The sequence below is a fragment of the Nocardioides baekrokdamisoli genome, from assembly GCF_003945325.1.
GTDB lineage: Bacteria > Actinomycetota > Actinomycetes > Propionibacteriales > Nocardioidaceae > Nocardioides > Nocardioides baekrokdamisoli.
Genome location: NZ_AP019307.1, coordinates 732,546 through 750,699 on the forward strand (window position 1 = coordinate 732,546; position 18,154 = coordinate 750,699).

General features: G+C 65.8%; 22 protein-coding genes and 1 tRNA gene. 11 read left to right on the forward strand and 12 right to left on the reverse strand.

Annotation, left to right across the window (positions count from 1 at the left end; translation table 11 throughout):
* Window positions 1-7: 7 nt before the first annotated feature.
* Window positions 8-451, reverse strand: a complete 444-nt coding sequence (locus KCTC_RS03470; RefSeq protein WP_125566793.1) for a hypothetical protein — start codon at window positions 449-451, stop codon at window positions 8-10.
* A 42-nt stretch (window positions 452-493) separates the two neighbouring features.
* Here KCTC_RS03470 and KCTC_RS03475 point away from each other — a divergent pair, with 42 nt between their 5' ends.
* The gene (locus KCTC_RS03475; RefSeq protein ID WP_125566795.1) at window positions 494-1,345 is read left to right on the forward strand and encodes an inositol monophosphatase family protein; all 852 of its coding nucleotides are present in this window, start codon (window positions 494-496) and stop codon (window positions 1,343-1,345) included.
* Here KCTC_RS03475 and KCTC_RS03480 read toward each other — a convergent pair whose 3' ends face one another.
* Window positions 1,346-2,302, reverse strand: a complete 957-nt coding sequence (locus KCTC_RS03480; protein ID WP_125566797.1) for a hypothetical protein — start codon at window positions 2,300-2,302, stop codon at window positions 1,346-1,348. It lies immediately after the preceding gene.
* A 52-nt stretch (window positions 2,303-2,354) separates the two neighbouring features.
* On the opposite strand from KCTC_RS03480, the gene KCTC_RS03485 reads away from it, so the two are divergent.
* The gene (locus KCTC_RS03485; protein WP_125566799.1) at window positions 2,355-2,726 is read left to right on the forward strand and encodes an FKBP-type peptidyl-prolyl cis-trans isomerase; all 372 of its coding nucleotides are present in this window, start codon (window positions 2,355-2,357) and stop codon (window positions 2,724-2,726) included.
* A gap of 118 nt (window positions 2,727-2,844) precedes the next feature.
* On the opposite strand, the gene KCTC_RS03490 is transcribed toward KCTC_RS03485, so the two are convergent.
* The 3 genes from KCTC_RS03490 to KCTC_RS14630 all read right to left on the reverse strand — a co-directional run bounded on the left by KCTC_RS03490 (window position 2,845) and on the right by KCTC_RS14630 (window position 6,463).
* Window positions 2,845-3,069 (reverse strand): RNA-binding S4 domain-containing protein, encoded by a 225-nt coding sequence (locus KCTC_RS03490; protein ID WP_269461452.1) that lies wholly within the window; start codon window positions 3,067-3,069, stop codon window positions 2,845-2,847.
* A 64-nt stretch (window positions 3,070-3,133) separates the two neighbouring features.
* On the reverse strand, window positions 3,134-4,387 hold the full coding sequence (locus KCTC_RS03495; RefSeq protein ID WP_197715240.1) for a DUF445 domain-containing protein: 1,254 nt from the start codon (window positions 4,385-4,387) through the stop codon (window positions 3,134-3,136).
* Window positions 4,388-4,426: 39 nt separating this feature from the next.
* Window positions 4,427-6,463 (reverse strand): hypothetical protein, encoded by a 2,037-nt coding sequence (locus tag KCTC_RS14630; RefSeq protein ID WP_164512459.1) that lies wholly within the window; start codon window positions 6,461-6,463, stop codon window positions 4,427-4,429.
* A 96-nt stretch (window positions 6,464-6,559) separates the two neighbouring features.
* Between KCTC_RS14630 and KCTC_RS03505 the strand changes: the two genes are divergently transcribed.
* The 3 genes from KCTC_RS03505 to KCTC_RS03515 are packed head-to-tail and all read left to right on the forward strand — an operon-like array spanning window position 6,560 to window position 8,454.
* Window positions 6,560-7,327 (forward strand): MBL fold metallo-hydrolase, encoded by a 768-nt coding sequence (locus tag KCTC_RS03505; RefSeq protein WP_125566801.1) that lies wholly within the window; start codon window positions 6,560-6,562, stop codon window positions 7,325-7,327.
* Window positions 7,328-7,365: 38 nt separating this feature from the next.
* Entirely contained in the window at window positions 7,366-7,794 is a 429-nt protein-coding gene (locus KCTC_RS03510) for an SRPBCC family protein (protein WP_125566803.1), read from the forward strand.
* Between the two features lie 6 nt (window positions 7,795-7,800).
* The gene (locus tag KCTC_RS03515) at window positions 7,801-8,454 is read left to right on the forward strand and encodes an NADPH-dependent F420 reductase (protein WP_125566805.1); all 654 of its coding nucleotides are present in this window, start codon (window positions 7,801-7,803) and stop codon (window positions 8,452-8,454) included.
* A gap of 19 nt (window positions 8,455-8,473) precedes the next feature.
* Here KCTC_RS03515 and KCTC_RS03520 read toward each other — a convergent pair whose 3' ends face one another.
* Window positions 8,474-8,800: a DMT family transporter gene (locus KCTC_RS03520; protein ID WP_125566807.1), complete on the reverse strand. Its 327-nt coding sequence runs from the start codon at window positions 8,798-8,800 to the stop codon at window positions 8,474-8,476.
* 78 nt (window positions 8,801-8,878) lie between these two features.
* Here KCTC_RS03520 and KCTC_RS03525 point away from each other — a divergent pair, with 78 nt between their 5' ends.
* The 5 genes from KCTC_RS03525 to KCTC_RS03545 all read left to right on the forward strand — a co-directional run bounded on the left by KCTC_RS03525 (window position 8,879) and on the right by KCTC_RS03545 (window position 11,276).
* On the forward strand, window positions 8,879-9,439 hold the full coding sequence (locus KCTC_RS03525; RefSeq protein WP_125566809.1) for a TetR family transcriptional regulator: 561 nt from the start codon (window positions 8,879-8,881) through the stop codon (window positions 9,437-9,439).
* A gap of 43 nt (window positions 9,440-9,482) precedes the next feature.
* Window positions 9,483-9,758, forward strand: coding sequence for a Dabb family protein (locus KCTC_RS03530; protein ID WP_125566812.1), 276 nt, complete (start codon window positions 9,483-9,485; stop codon window positions 9,756-9,758).
* A 53-nt stretch (window positions 9,759-9,811) separates the two neighbouring features.
* Window positions 9,812-9,885 (forward strand) — tRNA-Met (locus KCTC_RS03535).
* Between the two features lie 72 nt (window positions 9,886-9,957).
* On the forward strand, window positions 9,958-10,308 hold the full coding sequence (locus KCTC_RS03540) for a hypothetical protein (protein ID WP_125566814.1): 351 nt from the start codon (window positions 9,958-9,960) through the stop codon (window positions 10,306-10,308).
* A gap of 221 nt (window positions 10,309-10,529) precedes the next feature.
* Complete coding sequence (locus tag KCTC_RS03545; protein WP_125566816.1) at window positions 10,530-11,276, forward strand: DUF5131 family protein; 747 nt, start codon at window positions 10,530-10,532, stop codon at window positions 11,274-11,276.
* On the opposite strand, the gene tcmP is transcribed toward KCTC_RS03545, so the two are convergent.
* From tcmP to KCTC_RS03570, 5 genes are all read right to left on the reverse strand, one after another.
* On the reverse strand, window positions 11,258-12,403 hold the full coding sequence (gene tcmP, locus KCTC_RS03550; protein ID WP_125566818.1) for a three-Cys-motif partner protein TcmP: 1,146 nt from the start codon (window positions 12,401-12,403) through the stop codon (window positions 11,258-11,260). The two genes, KCTC_RS03545 and tcmP, sit on opposite strands and share 19 nt — an antisense overlap.
* A 140-nt stretch (window positions 12,404-12,543) precedes the next feature.
* Window positions 12,544-13,533, reverse strand: a complete 990-nt coding sequence (locus KCTC_RS03555; RefSeq protein WP_125566820.1) for a hypothetical protein — start codon at window positions 13,531-13,533, stop codon at window positions 12,544-12,546.
* 252 nt (window positions 13,534-13,785) lie between these two features.
* Entirely contained in the window at window positions 13,786-15,036 is a 1,251-nt protein-coding gene (locus tag KCTC_RS03560; protein ID WP_125566822.1) for an AAA family ATPase, read from the reverse strand.
* 304 nt (window positions 15,037-15,340) lie between these two features.
* On the reverse strand, window positions 15,341-15,700 hold the full coding sequence (locus tag KCTC_RS03565; protein WP_231998814.1) for an MmcQ/YjbR family DNA-binding protein: 360 nt from the start codon (window positions 15,698-15,700) through the stop codon (window positions 15,341-15,343).
* A gap of 127 nt (window positions 15,701-15,827) precedes the next feature.
* Window positions 15,828-16,253, reverse strand: a complete 426-nt coding sequence (locus tag KCTC_RS03570) for a YybH family protein (RefSeq protein WP_164512462.1) — start codon at window positions 16,251-16,253, stop codon at window positions 15,828-15,830.
* Window positions 16,254-16,314: 61 nt separating this feature from the next.
* On the opposite strand from KCTC_RS03570, the gene KCTC_RS03575 reads away from it, so the two are divergent.
* Complete coding sequence (locus KCTC_RS03575) at window positions 16,315-16,959, forward strand: TetR/AcrR family transcriptional regulator (RefSeq protein ID WP_125566827.1); 645 nt, start codon at window positions 16,315-16,317, stop codon at window positions 16,957-16,959.
* Here the strand turns inward: KCTC_RS03575 and KCTC_RS03580 are convergent.
* Window positions 16,956-18,101 (reverse strand): DUF2306 domain-containing protein, encoded by a 1,146-nt coding sequence (locus tag KCTC_RS03580; RefSeq protein ID WP_125566829.1) that lies wholly within the window; start codon window positions 18,099-18,101, stop codon window positions 16,956-16,958. The two genes, KCTC_RS03575 and KCTC_RS03580, sit on opposite strands and share 4 nt — an antisense overlap.
* Between the last annotated feature and the right edge of the window lie 53 nt (window positions 18,102-18,154).

Consider the following 18,154-nt stretch of genomic DNA (forward strand, 5'->3'; position numbering starts at 1 on the left):
TGTCAGGTCAGTGGCTGTAGTAGCCGCCGTAGGAGTCACGTGCGCCCGCTTCGCCGGTCTTGAACGTGAAGTAGCCGAGCGCGACGACCCCGACGATCAGCGCGGCTGACAGGACGAGACGGACAACGCCCGAACGCCGATGGAGCGCAAGCCGTACGAGCGCGAAGGCAGCGAACCCGTACGTCACCCATTTGAGGGTGTTGGCAGCATCGATGTGCTGTTTCAGCGTGGCCGTCGGAGTCGGGAACTTGTCGTGCTGGAACGACTCGCCGGTCTTCACCGTGAACCAGACCAACGCAGCCGTGAAGAGCGCCAGACCCACCGCCGGAATCCGGAGTCGATCACGCCAGCGCGGATGCAGTGACACCAGCGATACGAGCACCAGTGCAGGCAGCGTCACGACCGTCAGATGGACGACCAGGACATGGAGCGGGAGGCCGTTGAACGTCATGAGTGCAGTCTGCAGCAACCGAGTGAGACTACGGTGTAGCCCGTGGTTGATTACACGGACGATCTACGTCTCGCGCACCTGCTCGCTGACGACGCGGATTCGATCAGTACCGACCGCTTCAAAGCGCTCGATCTGCACGTGATGACGAAGCCCGACCTGTCGCCCGTGAGCGACGCCGACCAGGCCGTCGAGGAGTCGATCCGCCGCACGCTCGCGAAGGCGCGTACGCGGGATTCGATCACCGGCGAGGAGGAGGGCTCCAGCGGCACCTCCGCCCGCCGCTGGATCATCGACCCGATCGACGGGACCAAGAACTACGTACGCGGCGTCCCGGTGTGGGCCACGTTGATCGCGCTCGCCGTTGAGGACGAGGTCGTGATGTCGGTCGTCTCCGCACCCCAGCTCGGACGCCGCTGGTGGGCCACCAAGGGTCAGGGTTCCTACACCGGCAAGTCCCTGATGAAGGCGGCACGCAACCAGGTCTCCGACGTACGCCGCCTCGAGGACGCCTCGTTCGCGTACTCATCCCTCAACGGGTGGGAGGACCGCGGTCAGCTCGAGGATGTCCTGGCACTGATGCGACGGGTCTGGCGTACGCGGGCGTACGGCGACTTCTGGTCCTACATGCTGCTCGCCGAGGGTGCGGTCGACATCGCCGCCGAGCCTGAGCTCGAGTTGTACGACATGGCAGCCCTGGCGCCGATCGTGACCGAGGCCGGCGGCACCTTCACCTCGCTGGACGGTACGCCGGGGCCATGGGGCGCCAACGCGATCGCGACCAACACGCATCTCTACGAGGCTGCGATGTCGTTCCTCGGCGGGTCCGACGAGCACGACCCCGACTGGCCCGAGGCTCTCGGTGGGACGGTCACTCCCCTGTTCGGAAAAGACTGATCAGGAGATCCGGCCGAAGTCGTACGCCTTGCCGCAGCTCATGTAGCCGCTGCGCCCGGCGGTGAGTTTCACCGACACCGTGTGTCCGTGTTGCGCGCGCGTGAGCGTGTACTGGTGGCTCGTTGCCCCGGGCTGAGCCACGCCGTCAACGTACCACTGGGCGCGGACTGCGGCGGCGGGCGAGAACGTCCCGGGGCTGCTGATGCCGAGGGTCCAGTAGTTGTCCCGGTAGAAGCTCGGCGCCGAGGTGCGTACGACCCAGGGCAGGCTCGCCGTGGCACGCTCGCGGCTCGCGGCCGGGAAGTACGCTCGCTCCCCGTTCCAGGTGAACACGTCCGCACGGTCACGGGTGTCGAGGCCTTCGAGGAACACACCGGCACCGGCATGCCCGGAGGCGAGCGCCGCCCCTGCTGTCAGCGGACCACAGACGTTCATCAGGAGGCCGTTGCGCACCGTCGCACTGCCGCCGTACATCCAGACGAATTCGGCGTACAGAGCGTTGGAGGCCCGTGACCACGCGCTGGCGTGTGGGGTTCCGGCCGGCATGTGCGAGGGAGGCTGCGGAGTGGCGTACTTGTTCGCACCCGTCTGCGCTGCCGCATTGAGCGCGCTGGAGAGCCCGTTGAACGGTGGCAGGTGGCGATCGATCCGCTCAATGTTGATCAGTACGAACAGCTGCTTGGGCACCGACAGGTGCACGAAGTTCGTCGGCAGGACGATCGGTCCGAGGCCTTCCTTGTGTCGCGCGATGTTGAAGTCGGCGACGGCCGCGTGGAGACAGCTGGCGGTGATGGTCGCTTGTTGGCAGTACGTGACGGTGGCGTGTGACGCCGGAGTCGCGGTGACGGCACCAGCCGGGACACCCGACCCGAATACGAAGGACACCGTCGCCAACAGCGCCACGGCCACTGCCCCAGATCGGCGCGTACCGCGACTCATCGGCTCCCGATTGCCCATGGTGGCGACGGTACGCATCGATGCTGAGAAACCGGGCAGTTAGGCTCGGGACATGCCAACGAAGCCTGAAGTTGATTTCGTCGACCCGACTCCCCCGACCGATCTGGTGATCACCGACCTCGTCGAGGGCACCGGCACCGAGGCCGCCTCGGGCTCGACCGTGTCGGTCCACTATGTCGGGGTCGCCCACTCGTCCGGCGAGGAGTTCGACGCCTCGTACAACCGTGGCGAGCCGCTCCGATTCCGTCTCGGTGCGGGCATGGTCATCCAGGGCTGGGACCAAGGTGTGGCCGGCATGAAGGTCGGCGGTCGTCGCCAGCTCGTGATCCCGCCGCACCTCGGCTACGGCCAGCGCGGCGCCGGCGGCGTGATCAAGCCGGGCGAGACCCTGATCTTCGTCGTGGACCTGCTCGAAGTCCGGTAGCTCACAAAGACATCAAGCGGCGTCGTCCTTCGGGGCGGCGCCGCTTTCTGTGCCCGATGTCGGGTCTCGACGTGACAGATGCCGGGTTTCGAGGTGACGGATGCCGGGTCTCGGCGGATTACCAGGGGAGGTTGTCCTCGAAGTCGGCCTCGTTGACGACGCGTACGGTCTGACCCCCGAACGACACCAGGTCGCCTGCTCGCAGCTGCCGACCGCGGCGTACGTCCACCTCGCCGTTGACGACGACCTCGCCTGCGGCGATGACCTCCTTGGCCTGGCCGCCGTGCTCGACGAGGCTGGCGAGCTTGAGGAACTGCCCCAGGCGGATCATTTCCTCGCGGATCGGGACATCCTCGTACGCCGGCTTCTCCGGCTCCTGCGACTTCTTCGTACGTCCGAACACAGGATCAGTGAACCAGTGTCGAGACGGTGTGGATCACGACCCCCGCCAGACCGCCGACGATCGTGCCGTTGATCCGGATGAACTGCAGGTCGCGACCGACGTGGAGTTCGATGCGTTCTGAGGCTTCGCGGCCGTCCCAACGTTCGATCGTGTGGGTGATCACGGCGGTCGCCTCCTTGCCGTAGCGCTGGACCATCCACACCGCGGCCTTGGCGGCGGACGCATCGAGTTTGGCGCGCAGCGAAGCGTCCTCGACGATCCGGCGAGCGGCCAGTTGGGCCTCGTCGGCGATCCGGTCGCGCAGGGCACCGTCAGGATCGCGCAGAGCTGCTGTGAGCGCTCGCCGCAACGCGTTCCACAGCTGCACGGTGGTCGCGAGCACCTGCGGGTGATCAAGGAGCCGCACCTTCAACGCCTCGGCGCGCTGTTGGGTGTCCGGGTTGTGCTGCAGGTCCTGGGCCAGTTCGGCGAGCCAGCCGTCGAAAGCCTTGCGGGCGCGGTGGTACGGGTCGTCGCGAATGTCGGCGACCCAGCGCAGGATCTCCTGGTGCAGACGTCGGGTGATCGGATCCTTCAGCGCCTCGGGCGTCCACCACGGAGCCCGTTCGGCGAGGACGTCGATCACCGTCTCCTCATGCGTCGAGAGCCAGCCGTACAGCTCCGTGAGGCCGAGATCGATCAGCCCGTGCTGCAGGTTGTCGGCCACCGCTCCCTCGAGGGAGACACCGAGTAGAGGAGCCATCGGCTCCTCCATGAGCCGCGGCACCAGGGCTTCGGTGAAGAGCGCCGACACGTGGTCGTCGCGTACCTGACCCAGGGCCGTCGCGCCGACGGTCGAGAGTTCGCCCACCAACCAGACGGCGTTCTCACGCTCAGAGAGCCAGCGCCCGAACCGGAGCGACGGTTCGGTGACCTCGATCCGGCCGCGGATGACCTCCTCGGCCAGGAAGTTGTCGAGGACGAACTCCTCGAGCGAGGCGCCGATCTCGTTCTTCCGCTTCGGCACCAGTGCCGTGTGCGGGATCGGCAGCCCGAGCGGGTGGCGGAAGATCGCGGTGACCGCGAACCAGTCCGCGATCGCACCGACCATCGAGGCCTCGGCGCCGGCGTTGACGTAGCCCCAGACCCCACCGTGGCCGATGGTGGCCAGGAAGATCACGGCGGCGATCGCCAGGAGGGATGTCGCGATGATCCTCATCCGTCGCAGGTCGCGACGGCGTACGCGATCCGCGGGGGTGTCTGCCATCAGGCCGGCCATGGATCCGATTCTGTCCTACCGGTCCATGTCCGAGGCGGATCAGCTCCGGGAGATCCCCAAGCCATCGATCACCACAGGGTGGCCCGAGGTCAGAACCTTGATCGTGACCGTGCCAAGTCGATAGCTGAAATGCGGCAACACGATCAGCACCCGGTTGGCTGCGTGCGCCGCTGCCAGGTTCACGGTGCCCACCAGACTCGACCCCACGTACACCGCGATCTTGCCGCAGGTCGGGCACCGCGTGGCCACGATCGCCAGTCGATCCAGTTGGGCGCCGGAGAAGCTCATCCGTGCGCCGAGGGTGGTCGTCGAGGTGGCGGTGCCATTCCAGTACGCCGCCGAGCTCACGCGCTTCCAGTGACTGTCGGCCGACACCGCCCGGTCATCCAACGGGACCGACACGCAGCGGGATCCAGTCCAGCCGGTGGTACCTCCCGGACCGATCGCCCGCACCGAGTAGCAGTAGTCGCCGCCTCGGGCCAGTCCGGTGGCATTGGCCGCCACCGTGCTCGCCGGGTACGTGCCGATCGTGCTCCACGTGCCGAAGCCGCCCTTCGCCGAGGCGATCTGGCGTCGCAACTGGATCGTCGTCGCGCCGGTCGAAGACCACTGGACCTTGACCGTGGACGCCAGGGTGAACGGCACCGACGGGCTCACCAGAGAGATGGTCGGCAGTGCCGCGGCGGGCGTCACGTGCTCGACCAGACCTTCGTTCGTCGTGGCACTCCCCAGCACCCAGCAGGACGTGGGCGCATCGCACGCGACCGCCCACATCGTGCTGGCGTGCGGCAGCGGGAAGGCCGAGGACACCGGATCGGGCGCATCCTGCGTCGTCCAGACGCCTCCCGCGTACGTGGTGATCGCCTGTTGCGCCTGGTACGCGGACCCGCCAGCCGTGCCGACGCAGAAGGTGGCAGATCCGCAGCCCCAACTCGTCAGGACGTGCGGGAACGTGGTCGTGACCGCCGACCAGGTGCTGCCGACGAGTTGGTCGACGTAGTTCGGAAACCCGGTCGGAGTGGCGGTGTCGGAGTAGTTGCCGCTGAGCAGGCAGTTCGCACCGCCGGACACCGCCACGCACTCGGTGGACGCGACAGTGGGCATCCCGCCGCCCTGGACGGGAGTCGGCGTCGGAACGGGGGCCAGCGGAGATGAGCCGCCCCCGATCGGCAGGACGACCCGGTGGAAGACATTCCCCGCGTCGGCATAACTCCCCACTCCCAGACAGCCGCCGGAGGCGGCGCACGAGACCTGCTCGACGGTACCGAACGCGGAGACCGCACCCAACGGCATCTGGGTCGCGTTGACCGTCTTGGCACCGGGGTCGATCGCTGCGGCAAAGCCGCGTCCGGTGCCGTCTGCGACCGGATAGGTGCCGACGGCGAAGCACAGGCTCGATGTGCACGAGACATCAGCCAGCGAGGTGACGGCAGTCCCAGAGCCAGCCGTACCGAAGTTGATGTGGTCGGCAGGAGGCGTGATCGTCTGGGTCGACCAGACACCGCCCTGGTCAATGGCGACGTACGAGTGCCGCAGAGTGTCGCCGGTCTGATCGTAGAAGTTGCCGACCACGACGCATCCGGTGCTCGCACACGCGACTCCAGCGACGCTGTAGCCGTAGCCGCCGGCCGGGATGGGTACGCCCAGATCCCCGATGTGCCAACTGCCGCTGGTGAGGTTGAGGACTGAGGTGTGTTGGTGGTTGTCGGTGGCGGTGTAGGTCCCGTACGCGGCGCACAACCCGATCCCGCCGCAGGCGGCCTTGAGGATCGAGGACGCCGACCCGGCGGCTGCGTTGGCGGGCAGCGGTGCCACCTGCGTGGTCCAGGTCCCGCCGGACCAGGTGTCGATCAGCCCCTGCAGCGTCGATCCGACCAACACCTGCCCGACGGCGACGCAGAACCCGGGTCCGCCGCATGCCATCGACATGAGCGACGCATTGCTGTCTCCGCTCGGGGTCGGGAGGACCGTCGCGACGATGGTGGGCGGGGGTGATGTCGCGCCGGCCGGGGCCGGCACACCTGCCAGCCCTGCGGAGCACAACAACACAGCGAGGATGAGGCGTGAGCGGTTCATCGATTCGACCTCGGGCGCTGGACGCAACAGAGACTTCGCCATTCTGTACCCGGCCCCGGGGCAGACACCAGCGTTGTGACCGCGCACACTGAGCCCATGCGAGTCCACCACCTCAACTGCGGCACGATGGCCGTACCGGCGATGAACCTGGTTGCGCACTGCCTGCTGCTCGAGCTCGATGACCGGCTCGCCCTCATCGACGCCGGGTACGGCCTGGGCGACGTCGCGCAGCCGAGCCGGCTCGGCCCGGGCAGGTACGCGACATTCCCGGTCCTCGACAAGGCCGAGACGGCGTACGAACAGATCAGGGCGCTGGGTCTGGATCCGGCTGACGTACGCGATGTGGTCCTGACCCACGCCGATCTCGATCACGCCGGCGGCGTACCCGACTTCCCGGATGCGGACATCCACATGACCTCCGCCGAGGCGTACGCGTGGCTGCACCCGGGCCGCCAGGAGGCCCTGCGTTATCGGCCGGCGCACCACGCCCACGGTCCGCGCATCGTCGAGCACACGGCCGACGGTGAGCCGTGGCGGGGGTTCGCGGCCGCCAAGCCGATCCTCGGCGACTCCGTCGTGATGATCTCCATGCCGGGGCACACGTCCGGCCACGCGGCGATCGCGGTCGAGGCCGACGACCGGACGATCGTGCATGCCGGCGACGCGTTCTTCGACCGCCGTCAGATCCGTGGCGGGTTCCCGCACCCGGGACTGGTCGCGTTCGAGGCGTTGATCGGCCTCAACAAGCGCCAGGTGATGGCCAACCACGGTCGCCTCAAGGAGCTCCACCGTTCCGGCGGCGAGTCGGTGAAGGTCATCAACGCCCACGACGCGGTGATGTTCCGCGAGATGGCCGGCTCGTGACTCTGGAATCCCTCAGCAACGACTGAAAGGATCGATCCATGCCGTCAGCTGAGCGCACCATCACGATCAACGCACCGATCGAGCACGTCTTCGCCTTCTTCACCATGCCGGAGAACGACCCGTCGTGGCGCAGCGGGATCAAGGACATCCACGGTCACGGCGAGCCGGCCGTCGGCAACGTCGTGCACCAGACGATCGCCGGTCCGATGGGTCGCGGGATCGGCGCGGACATCGAGATCACCGCGTACGAACCGAACAGCCGTTACGCGTTCCAGGTCGTCGCAGGCCCGGTCCGTCCGGTGGGGTCGTACGACTTCGCGCAGGTCGACGGCGGCACTGCGGTCACGTTCAAGCTGTCCGCCGAGGTCACGGGCCTCAAGAAGGCGATGATGTCCAAGCCGGTCCAGAAGAACATGGACGCCGAGATGGCGGCTCTGGACAACGCCAAGCGGATCCTCGAAGGCTGACGAGCGATGCGGATCGCGATCCTCGGCACGGGCATGGTTGGCCGCGGGCTCGCGGCTCGCTTCGCCGATCTCGGTCACAGCGTCACCGTCGGCACCCGGGACCCGGAGCGGTCGACCACCGGGGATGGCGAGTACGCGCTGTGGCTGGCGGGTGAGCCGACGATCGACACGCGTACGTTCGCCGAGGCTGCCGCGGCGGGCGAGGTCGTCGTCAATGCGACCAACGGGCACGTCTCGCTCGACGTCCTGCACCTGGCCGGCGCAGAGAATCTCGCCGGCAAGGTCCTCATCGACTTGGCGAATCCGATCGAGTTCGGACCCGAGGGTCTGACGCTGTTCGTCAAGGACACCGACAGCCTCGCCGAGCAGATCCAGCGCGCGTTCCCCGATGCGCGGGTGGTGAAGACCCTCAACACCATGAACGTGTCGATGATGGTGAATCCGGGTCAGCTCGCCGAGGAGACCAGCGTGTTCGTCTCCGGCAACGACGAGGCCGCGAAGGCCACCACGACCCGCCTGCTCAACGAACTCGGACACGACGACGTGATCGACCTCGGCGACATCACGACCGCCCGCGGCACCGAGATGTGGCTGACCCTCTGGATCCGGCTGATGCAGTCACTGGGGACGGCGACGTTCAACCTCAAGATCGTCCGCTGACCGTACGCGGGCGCTCGGGTCAGTGGGCGCCCTGCAGGTTGAGTACGACGACGCCGACCACGATCATCGCGATCGCTGCAACCTTCATCAGCGTGAGTTGCTCGCCCAGGTAGAGCACCCCGATAGCGGCGATGGCTGCCGTACCGACACCGGCCCAGATGGCGTACACGGTCGACACCGGCAGGTGCCGGACGACCAGCGAGAGCAGCCAGGTGGAGACGACGTAACTGCCGACCACGACGGCGCTCCAGAGCGGGTCGCGGAAGCCGTTGGCGCGCGGAAGGGCAGCCGTACCGATCACCTCGGTGGTGATCGCGACGAACAACAGGCCCAATGCTCCGAGCATGATCCTTCTCCTTGGTGTAGCGGTCGCTACATGTTAGCGTAGCGACCGCTACATAGACGAGTCCGAGAGGTCAGCGCCATCGCCAGGGACACCGCACGTCGCAGCGTCTGGACCGAGGCTGCGACGGACTACGCGCTCAGCCATGGGCTCATCGGACTGAGCCTCCGCCCACTCGCAGCCGCGCTGGGGACCAGCGATCGGATGCTGATCTACCACTTCGGCACCAAGGATCAGTTGGTCGCCGACGTGCTGCACGCGTCCATCGACCGATCGACGGGTCACATCGCCGCACTGCCACCCTCGGCCGATCTGCGGTCTGCAGTGATCGACCTCTGGGTTGCCGCGCAGACCGCCCCGGTGGACGGGTGCAACCGCCTCTACGTCGAGGCCTCCGCGCTCGGACTGTTCGGCCGCGAGCCGTACGCCAGCGCTGTGCGGGTGGGCAACGAGCGGTGGATGGCCGCGCTCGTCGGCCACCTCACCCGGTCGGGCGTCGAGGAGACGCGCGCGGTCCGAGCGGCCGAACTCGTCGACGCCGCCTTCATGGGCTTCCAACTCGACCTGCCCCTCGACCTGGACCCGGAGGCGAGGCTGCGTACCGTCACCGACCTCGCCGATACCCTCGCCGCACTCCCCTGACCCTGGCGGCTGCCCGCCTCACCCGGTCGCTACCGTCTCCCCCATGGCCGCGCTGCGTCACGTCATCCTGTTCCGCCTCCACGAAGGCGCCGATGCCGACCGAGCCGTGGCTCTGTTGCGCTCGTTCCAGCCTCCCGGCACCACGAAGTGGATCATCGAACGCTCCGTCGACGAACGCAAGGGCGTCGTGATCGTGGAGGACGCGACCTTCGAATCGGAGGCGGCACTGGACGCCTTCCGGGTGTCGGAGGACCACGCCGAGGCGGTCGCCTTCATGAAGGAGAACGCCGACTGGCTGGTCGGCGACTGGTGGGAGTGAGTACGCGGCGATTTGGGTCCTGTGTGCCACTCCCGTAGTGTTCATTTCACCGACGCGGGGTGGAGCAGCTCGGTAGCTCGCTGGGCTCATAACCCAGAGGTCGCAGGTTCAAATCCTGTCCCCGCTACAAATCAGAAGGCCCGGATCACCAGATCCGGGCCTTCTGCCTTTCACCCTCGACCGCGAAATGAGGCCCACCATGGTTGCGAGCCGCTCTGCACGCGAGAGGAAGGCCGCCGTCGAGGCGGGAGGCCTGGCCAGGGTCAAGATCGATCTCGGCGCGGACGATCAGTTCGTCTACAAGATCGCCTGCAGCGAGTGCACCGCGCGCGCCGACAAGCCCTGGTCGACATACCGCGCCGGGCAAGACAACGGCTACATGGCAGCCATGGACCGCTGGATCTTCCACCTGCAGGAACGGCATGTCGGGAGCGTCGCGCCATGCCTGGCGTACGCGGCGGCTGCGCTGCAGCGGCTTGAGGAGGCTCGGGGGCGGCGGGCGCATGGGGGTCCTGCGCCGGAGACACGCGCGACAGTCCGCCCAGGATGACGCACGACTCCGCCAGCATCACAGTTCAACGCACCGTGGCCCACCAGCAGCGATGAAGGCCCCTGTCTGCAGAAACACCGCAAGGAGCCGGTCGGGTTCCTCCAGCGCTCCCAATATCTGGCCAGCAACTGCCTCAGCCTCTCGGCCAATACCCCAATTTGGCACTAGGGTGGCTTAAGATCGCAGGTGATTCGAACACGTGTTCGATACAGGAGATACCGATGGCTACGCATAGCGCGATCGAATGGACCGAAGTGACCTGGAACCCGGTCACTGGTTGCGATCGCGTCGCTGCCGGATGCGACAACTGCTACGCCTTGGCGCTTGCGAAGCGCCTCAAGGCGATGGGCGCAGAGAAGTACCAAAACGACGGGAATCTAATCACTTCTGGCCCAGGTTTCGACGTCACTACCCACCCGAAGTCGTTGGGCGAGCCCTACCGCTGGTCCGGGTCCCGAGTTGTCTTCGTTAACTCGATGAGCGATTTGTTCCACGCGCGCGTTCCGCTCGACTTCATCCGGGACGTCTTCGGGGTCATCCGCGAAACGCCACAGCACACATATCAGGTGCTGACTAAGCGCGCTCATCGACTCGAACGCATCGCAGACAAGCTTGAGTGGCCCGACAACCTGTGGATGGGCGTCTCGGTCGAGTCCGCAGACGTTGTGGACCGAATCGACCATCTTCGCCGGACACCGGCCAAGACGCGCTTCCTTTCCTGCGAGCCCCTCCTGACCGCGCTTCCGGGACTAGACCTCAACTCGATCGACTGGGTGATTGCTGGCGGCGAGTCTGGGCCGCGAGCTAGGCCCATGGCATCCAAGTGGGTTGGGGATATCCGGGACCAGTGCGAAGACGCGGGAGTGGCCTTCTTCTTCAAGCAATGGGGAGGCCGCACGCCGAAGGCGAACGGTCGCGAATTCGAGGGCCGCACATACGACGAGATGCCTCAGCTCACTACCGCGTAAGTCCTGAGGTACTGCTTCGCCTCCTTGGACTCCTCGACTAGCCGCCCGTCCTTGACCATGTCACGCAACACCTTGTGAGCGACACGCTCCTCGACAACGCCGTACATCTCTCCAAAGATCTCGCCGCACTTCTTGATCGGTACGAACCGCTTGGTTCCGCTCGCGATCATCGCCTCGATGTTCGCTCGGATGACAGGATCTGCATCCATGCGGTCTTGTTTCTGCTGGTCCGCGACTGAAATCAACGGCTGCTCAGTAGCCTCACTTTCGAGGAACTCGAGCCAGGCGTACCGCGCCTTCGCCGCAGCGTTCCCAAATAGCCAGAAGCCGTGCGCGTTTCGGGTAAGGAAGACGAGGTAGTAGACCGGCTGCTGCCCTTCCTTTCGATAGACAGGAGCGACGACCCAGCCCATGCTCGCGGCATCGCCGAGACGGCGCGCGTACTCCTCCACCACCGCGTCAGCCGCGATCGACCAGTTGGCCTTACCGGACTCTTCGTAGGCGTCGATGGCAACCCTGCGCCACCAGCGACCGCCACACATCGTGTCGACCGCATCAGTGTTTGCCCTATCGCCAAGTTTGTAGACAAGGCCGGCAGACCTCCGGATTGCGTCGGCACTGATGTTCAGTAGGGCTTCGGTAGCAGGGCTCGGATGGCGACGAGGACCGCTCAGGATGCGAACCAGTTCATCCATCGACAAGTTCACGCCGCACGGGTCGAGAAACAAAAACAGGCTGGCCTGTCGACCGAAGTCAACGATTTCGTCGAGGTAGTCGGCGCAGTCGCCCTTGCGAGTCTCGACATTGATCCCTCGGGCACGGTACTCGTCGGCCACGGATTCCAAGCGTGCGAAATCGTCCTTGTCCTTCTCCACTAGAAAGACGTCCACCTGGGACCGGCCCTTAAGTTTCTGCGCCTCGATCATCATGCGTTCCGCTGAGCCAGCCGATCCGTCCTCGTACCGCCCGCGCCCACCAAACCCATCGGTGATGACACAGCGCTTGGGGTTCAGGTAGCTGGCTGTCTTCGCAGCGTAGGGGAGCACGTACTGCATGAGGATCGCGTGCTTGTAGACAGACTGACCCTTCTTTGCTCGTGTCAGGCCAGCGTCAGTTCCCGTCGACATTGTGCGACTCCCGAAATGATCCGGCGCCAAGACTCGGTCAGCGCGCTCTCGCCGGCAGAGCTCGTGCCTCGACACGGTAGACCTTCAGAGGGACCGATCGGCGCCGAAACGCGGGCCGCCCACCGCCACGGCGGGAGTTGTCAGTCGCGACTAACAAGGTTGTGGATGCAGTCCGGACACATGCCGAACTCGCTCGTCGTCCACATACCACAGGACGAGCATCGGTCGATATAACCGTGGGAGCAGTGGAAACCGCAGTTGAAGCACACGAAGTCCGGATCGGAATCGGGCGCGCTCAGCCGTTTCACCTCGCCGTCGACAACCGCAGCCCCTTCAACGAACGCTTGCACCTCGCATTCGGGACACTCGGTGACCGGCCACTCGCCGCCGTCCTTAATCACCTCGTAGGACGAGAGATTTAGAACGCCGACCACGTACTCGGCCGCAGCGGCTTCCGGATCGTCGGGGCTCCACCAACAGAACAGACACTTGGTGCCATCCGGGACCGTTAGACACGCCTGCGAACAGCGCGGGCAGACCAAGAGCAGATCAGACGCGTCGAGTTCAGACTTCAGGGTGGCAAGGCGTTCTGCCACAAAGGCCTTGATCTCACCCAAGACGGACGCGATCTCGGACAGAGCGTCTCGTATCAGGTCAGCCTCACCTGCCGGGGCGTCCGGAAGGATCTGCTTCTCAAGGAACCAGACCACGAAGTCCAGTCCGCGAGCAAGTTCGGTCTTGGTAGCCACAGGGTCGATGGCGACCACGGCGAAGTGAGCGACGCGGTTCCGCAGCCGCCGCACCGCGTCGACGTTCTGGGCTTGCTGCTTGGAGATGGTGATCCCGACGTTGGACTCAAGCCGCTTAAGCCCTTGCATCGCGTCAACCGTCGGTACGTCTCCGGCCTTAAAGCCGCTCAACGTCGCCGCATCGACGTTCTTGCACGCCAGCGTCCAATGCTCCCGAATCAATCGGGCTTTGATCAGGACCTCAATCGCTCCGAACAGGTGGATCGCAGCGTATTTGTTGTCCGCCGGAGACTTTGCCATCTCCTCAACGGCGTGCCCAAGGAAGTCGAGCCCGTTCTCCACGACAGCCCAACTGATGTCCGACGTCCCGCTTGCAGTCACCGAACGAGTATCCCCCAGCCCGTGCGCCGTTCGACGACCTCAGGGCAAGCCGCCGGCATGCGCCATGAACCCAGGCCTACGGCCACTTGGACAAGCGCCCCGGCTGAGTTCGCCGGACCTGACCGCGTTCTCTTGGTCAGTGCAGATCTAGGGCCGCGTCATTTCGCGACCATGTCTTCAGCCCACGACCGACATGGGTCGCCTGACGGTTCCCATGGCTGGGCACTTCCCACGCCCTCGCGAAGGGCCAACTCAGCCGTCGTCGAGCGTTACATCCGCTGGCAGGACCTGAGAACCGAGGGCCAGCGTCTCCGGAGCCATACCGACCCGACTGGCCACATATGTAGCCAGTCCGGCATATGCGAATGCGACTCGCTCGAGGTCGATCACCTCGAGCCAACCGTCGTCATTCAACTTCCGAACGGCGGACTCGGTCTCGCCGAGTTCAAGACCAGCGCTTGTCGCGATACCGGGGTAGGTACCGTTCCCAAGATGCGCAACGGCGCCCAGCACCGCCTTCTCGACGTCCGACGCATCCTCCCAACGCGTCGCGAAAATCCGCCGGATCTCACCACTTGCCTCGCTGATGGCAACCTGGACATCACCGGGGAGGATGCCGGGCTTCAGCGCAGTGGAGGCACCGCTCTCCTCCCAAGCCCAGTAGCCGATCAGTTGGATCAGGTAGGGATGACCGTCAGCCGCAGCGATTGCCTCCTCGACTGCCGTGCCCAACCAATCGACATCGGAGTCCAGCCCCGCTTGCAGCGCAAGCCCAGCGGCTGTTGGATCCAGCCGGTGCAGTTCGAGGTACTCGAATCGTTCAGAAAAGCCGTATGCCCGGGCCAGCGTTCTCGACATCGAGGTCAAGCCTGCGCCGATGAATACGAAGGGAACTGGATCGTGCTCATGGCCGAGTTGCTGCAGCGCAGGCAAAAGCCTCCGCAGGCTGCCCTGGCTAGCCTCTTGGAGTTCGTCCACTGTGAGGACCAGGCCCAGGCCACCCGCGCCGCCTAGCTCCTGAACCAGGCGACTCAACGCGACGCCGAAGGGCTCGTCTGTCGCCGCGTCATCTCGACGCCAGGTTGCCCTTGCCGTTGTTCCACCAAGACCGACGGAGAGGCTTAGTTCGTCAAGCGAACCCCGGATCCGGGACACAAGGCCGGGCCCCATGCGCTCAATCTCGCGCCGAATGGCCACGGCGATCGCGACACAGAGATCTGTTTCTGAATCGGCCGTGACGGATGCCACCACCAACCCCTCGTCGCGGCCGACCGCCTCGACTTCCTTCAGCAGAACCGTCTTCCCTAGCCCGCGGGGAGCCGTAAAGAAGAGCGGTGCAATCCCCCCGCGATTCTCCGCGACAGCCTTCATCCGTTCTTGCGCAGTCTTCATCTGTCGGCTTCGCCCGGCGAGGTAGGGCGGAAGGGTCCCGGGGCGCGGGCCAAACGGGTTGGGGCGGTTCGGGGATGCTGGCGGTTGGCCGGCCGCAGCGGAGAGGCTCATCGAACGCTCCGAGATGATCTCGTGAGGAAGGCGGAGAGCACTTCCGAAACGTACTTCACCGGACCGACATCCGTGCGGCGATCCGACCACTGGGAGCGGGGCGGGGAACGTGAACGGGTGCGCGCCGCAGATGAACCGCCTGCCCTGGCTGACCGTGGGACCCACAGGAGCGAACGGGTCAAAGCGGGTGCTTGCGCTTGACCTCGTAACCGCAACCACGACGGGCGAAGGCACGGCATCGAGGGTCCGCGCGTCATTCCGCCGCGTACGGGAACAGCGAGACGCGCTGCATCCGCACCGGTTCCTAGAACGGCAACTCGTCGGCGCGTGCCTCAAGCAATGCGACCGGGGCAGTCAACCGCCACGCCTCGAAGGTGAGCTCGGCCAGCTCATCGCGCTCAACGCCTTCGAGGCGGACGACCACCCAGCCGAAACCTCCTGAGGTGAACTGCACCTCGAAGACCTTCGGACGCTCGGCCACCAGAGAGAGCTGCTCCACGATCGTCTGCTTCAACCCGACCGTTCGGGTCGCCGGCCAGAGGTAGCCGAACGTCCGGCCATCGACGTCGAACCGGAGCCACCTGTCCCGCTCGGAGTGGCTGACACCGGGGAGCTGGGAAACCAGGTCGAGGAAGTCAGGGATCTCGCAGGGCACGACCGTCATCATGCCGCGGACGGGGCACGGCGACCCGATGGGACGCCGCCGTTCCGCGGCGTGACCGATCGTCCGGACCCGGTCTGCTCCCCGGCATCACGCACCAGTTGTCAGCCTCCCTACGCGAGTTGAGGAGTCAGGACGCTGGCGGCGCGGCGACACCGACGTTGACACCGGCGATCGCAATCCAACCTTCGCTGGCGCGTCGCACGGTGAGCAACAATCGCGTGTCGCCCGGCGGCAGACCTCCGATCGGCGCATCCTCGTGCCGACCACGTCGGATCAGAGCATGTACGGCAGCCACGTCGTCGCCAGCATCGATCACGCTCGCCTCGACGAGAGCCACGGTCGAGTGCCGGAGCGGTCCCGCGAACGCCCATGCGTGCCCGTCGACGATGCCCTGGCGACCGACCATGGGCGTCCCGAGGAGGTTGACGAACACCGCGTCCTCAGCGAACACGGCCCGAAGCGCTTCGGGATCCTTGGCTTCGATCGCAGCAACAAATGCGCTCACCACCCCGGCAGCAGTGCTGGCGACGACTTCTTCAGACGCTGACTTCATGGCAGCCATCTCCTTTTGCTTTACTAATGGTCAATGAATAGGAAGATGGTAAAGTGAGTCCGTGGATGACGTCAAGGAGCGCCCGTACGTATCGCCTCTTCGCGAGGCGCAGGCGGCTCGTACACGACTCGCCGTCATCGATGCAGCCCGCCACCTCTTCCTCGAGCAGGGCTACGCCTCGACCACCGTGGACCAGATCGCCAAGCTCGCGGGCGTCAGCAAGCCAACAGTGTTCAGCTCAGTCGGATCCAAGGCCGCCATCTTCAAAGCGGTCCGTGATGTCGCCATGGCCGGTGATGACGGGCCCGCACCGGTCCTCGATCGGCCATCGGTGGACCGCGCCAGGAAGGCAGCTTCGGCCGAGGAAGCAATACACGCCCTCGCATCCCACATCTCGGCCCTGCAGAAGCGGTACGGCCTGATCGATGCGGTCCTGTCTGGAGCAGCAGCCTGTGGTGACCCCGAGCTTCTGGAGCTCTGGGAGACCGCTGAGGCACAGCGCCGTACGGGCGCGGGGTTCCTCATCGAGATCGTCGCGGCCAAGGGCCGGCTCAGCGTTGACCCAGAGGAGGCAGCGGACCGGCTGAGCACCTTCATGGCGCCGGACAACTACCGGCGACTCGTACGCGCGGGCCGCTGGTCCGATGACGACTATCGGGAATGGCTCGCCCATACGTTGACGCACCAACTGCTGCTGTCGAGCTAGCCGTGGCTGAGCGCTGTGCCGACTCCTGACATGGCTTCGTCCGTGGGCTGGCTGGCGCGTCGCCAGCGGCTTGCCGCGATCAGGAGGAGGCCGAGCGAGATCGAGATGGCCGGACCCGTCAGCAGCGCGCCATAGAACCCCGGTACGGCGCCGAAGGCCACGCCGAAGACGCCCCACAGCACAACGGTCAGCGGGATCCCCAGGAGCACACTGGTGCGGTACGTGATCCAGTCATGGCGCGCCGGTTCTGAACTCGCCGTCCCTGCTGCCCGCGCTGAAGTGGTGAGCGCGACCAACGCAGTCACGGCCCAACAGACGGTGACCCGATCCGCCCCGGAGAAGTGGGCTGCGTACAGCCAGCCGAGGAGTACGGCTCCGCCGATCCCGGCGACCCACGACGCGTTCACCATCGCCGGGGCGAGGTGCCTGACGGGGTGCACGGCCGACCGCGGCGGCGCCACGTACCGGGCCGCCAGCACTGCTGCTGTAGGCGCCAGGAACGCCTCGATGCCAGCGCCGGCGAGATTGCTGACCTCCTGGGTGCTGTGCGGCCACACCAGGCCGAAGACGAGATACCCCAGGCGCAGGAAAGGCGCCGTGCACAACAGCGCAAACGCGTAGGTCATCAAGATCCGATGCGTGGCCATCTGCTGACGTCGAATCGCCACCCAGCCCAGCAACGTGCCGAGCAGCGTTCCCAACGCAAGACCGAAGAGTTGGATGTTGAAGGCAGCGCCGTCGAAGGTCCCCGAAGGACGAACGGACACCAGAAAAACCATCGCAGCGAGCATCCCGACAATCACGCAGACCACCTGGACGCGACCCAACCAGCGATGGATGACGATCCGACGTCGGCTGCGAGCGCTGAGTTGGAACACCGCCAGCAGGATGGCCGTGGCTGACACGGTGGTGTGCATGACCATCACCGCCAGGTTCTGCTGGTAACGCGGCGATTGCACGTCATGGATGGACCCGAGGCCCAATGCTTGCCGATCCCCCACCACGCCCGAGTAGACGTGATCCCACAGCGCCGGTCCGTGGAACAGGAATCGGGACATGTATTCGAAGGCCATCGGCGCGTACAGCACCACCCACGCGGCAACAAGTAACCACGCAATCTTCGCGAACCGACTACCAGCCATCGCAACCTCCGGTATAACAGTAGTTATGGATCAGGGTTTCACGCCGGCTCCTC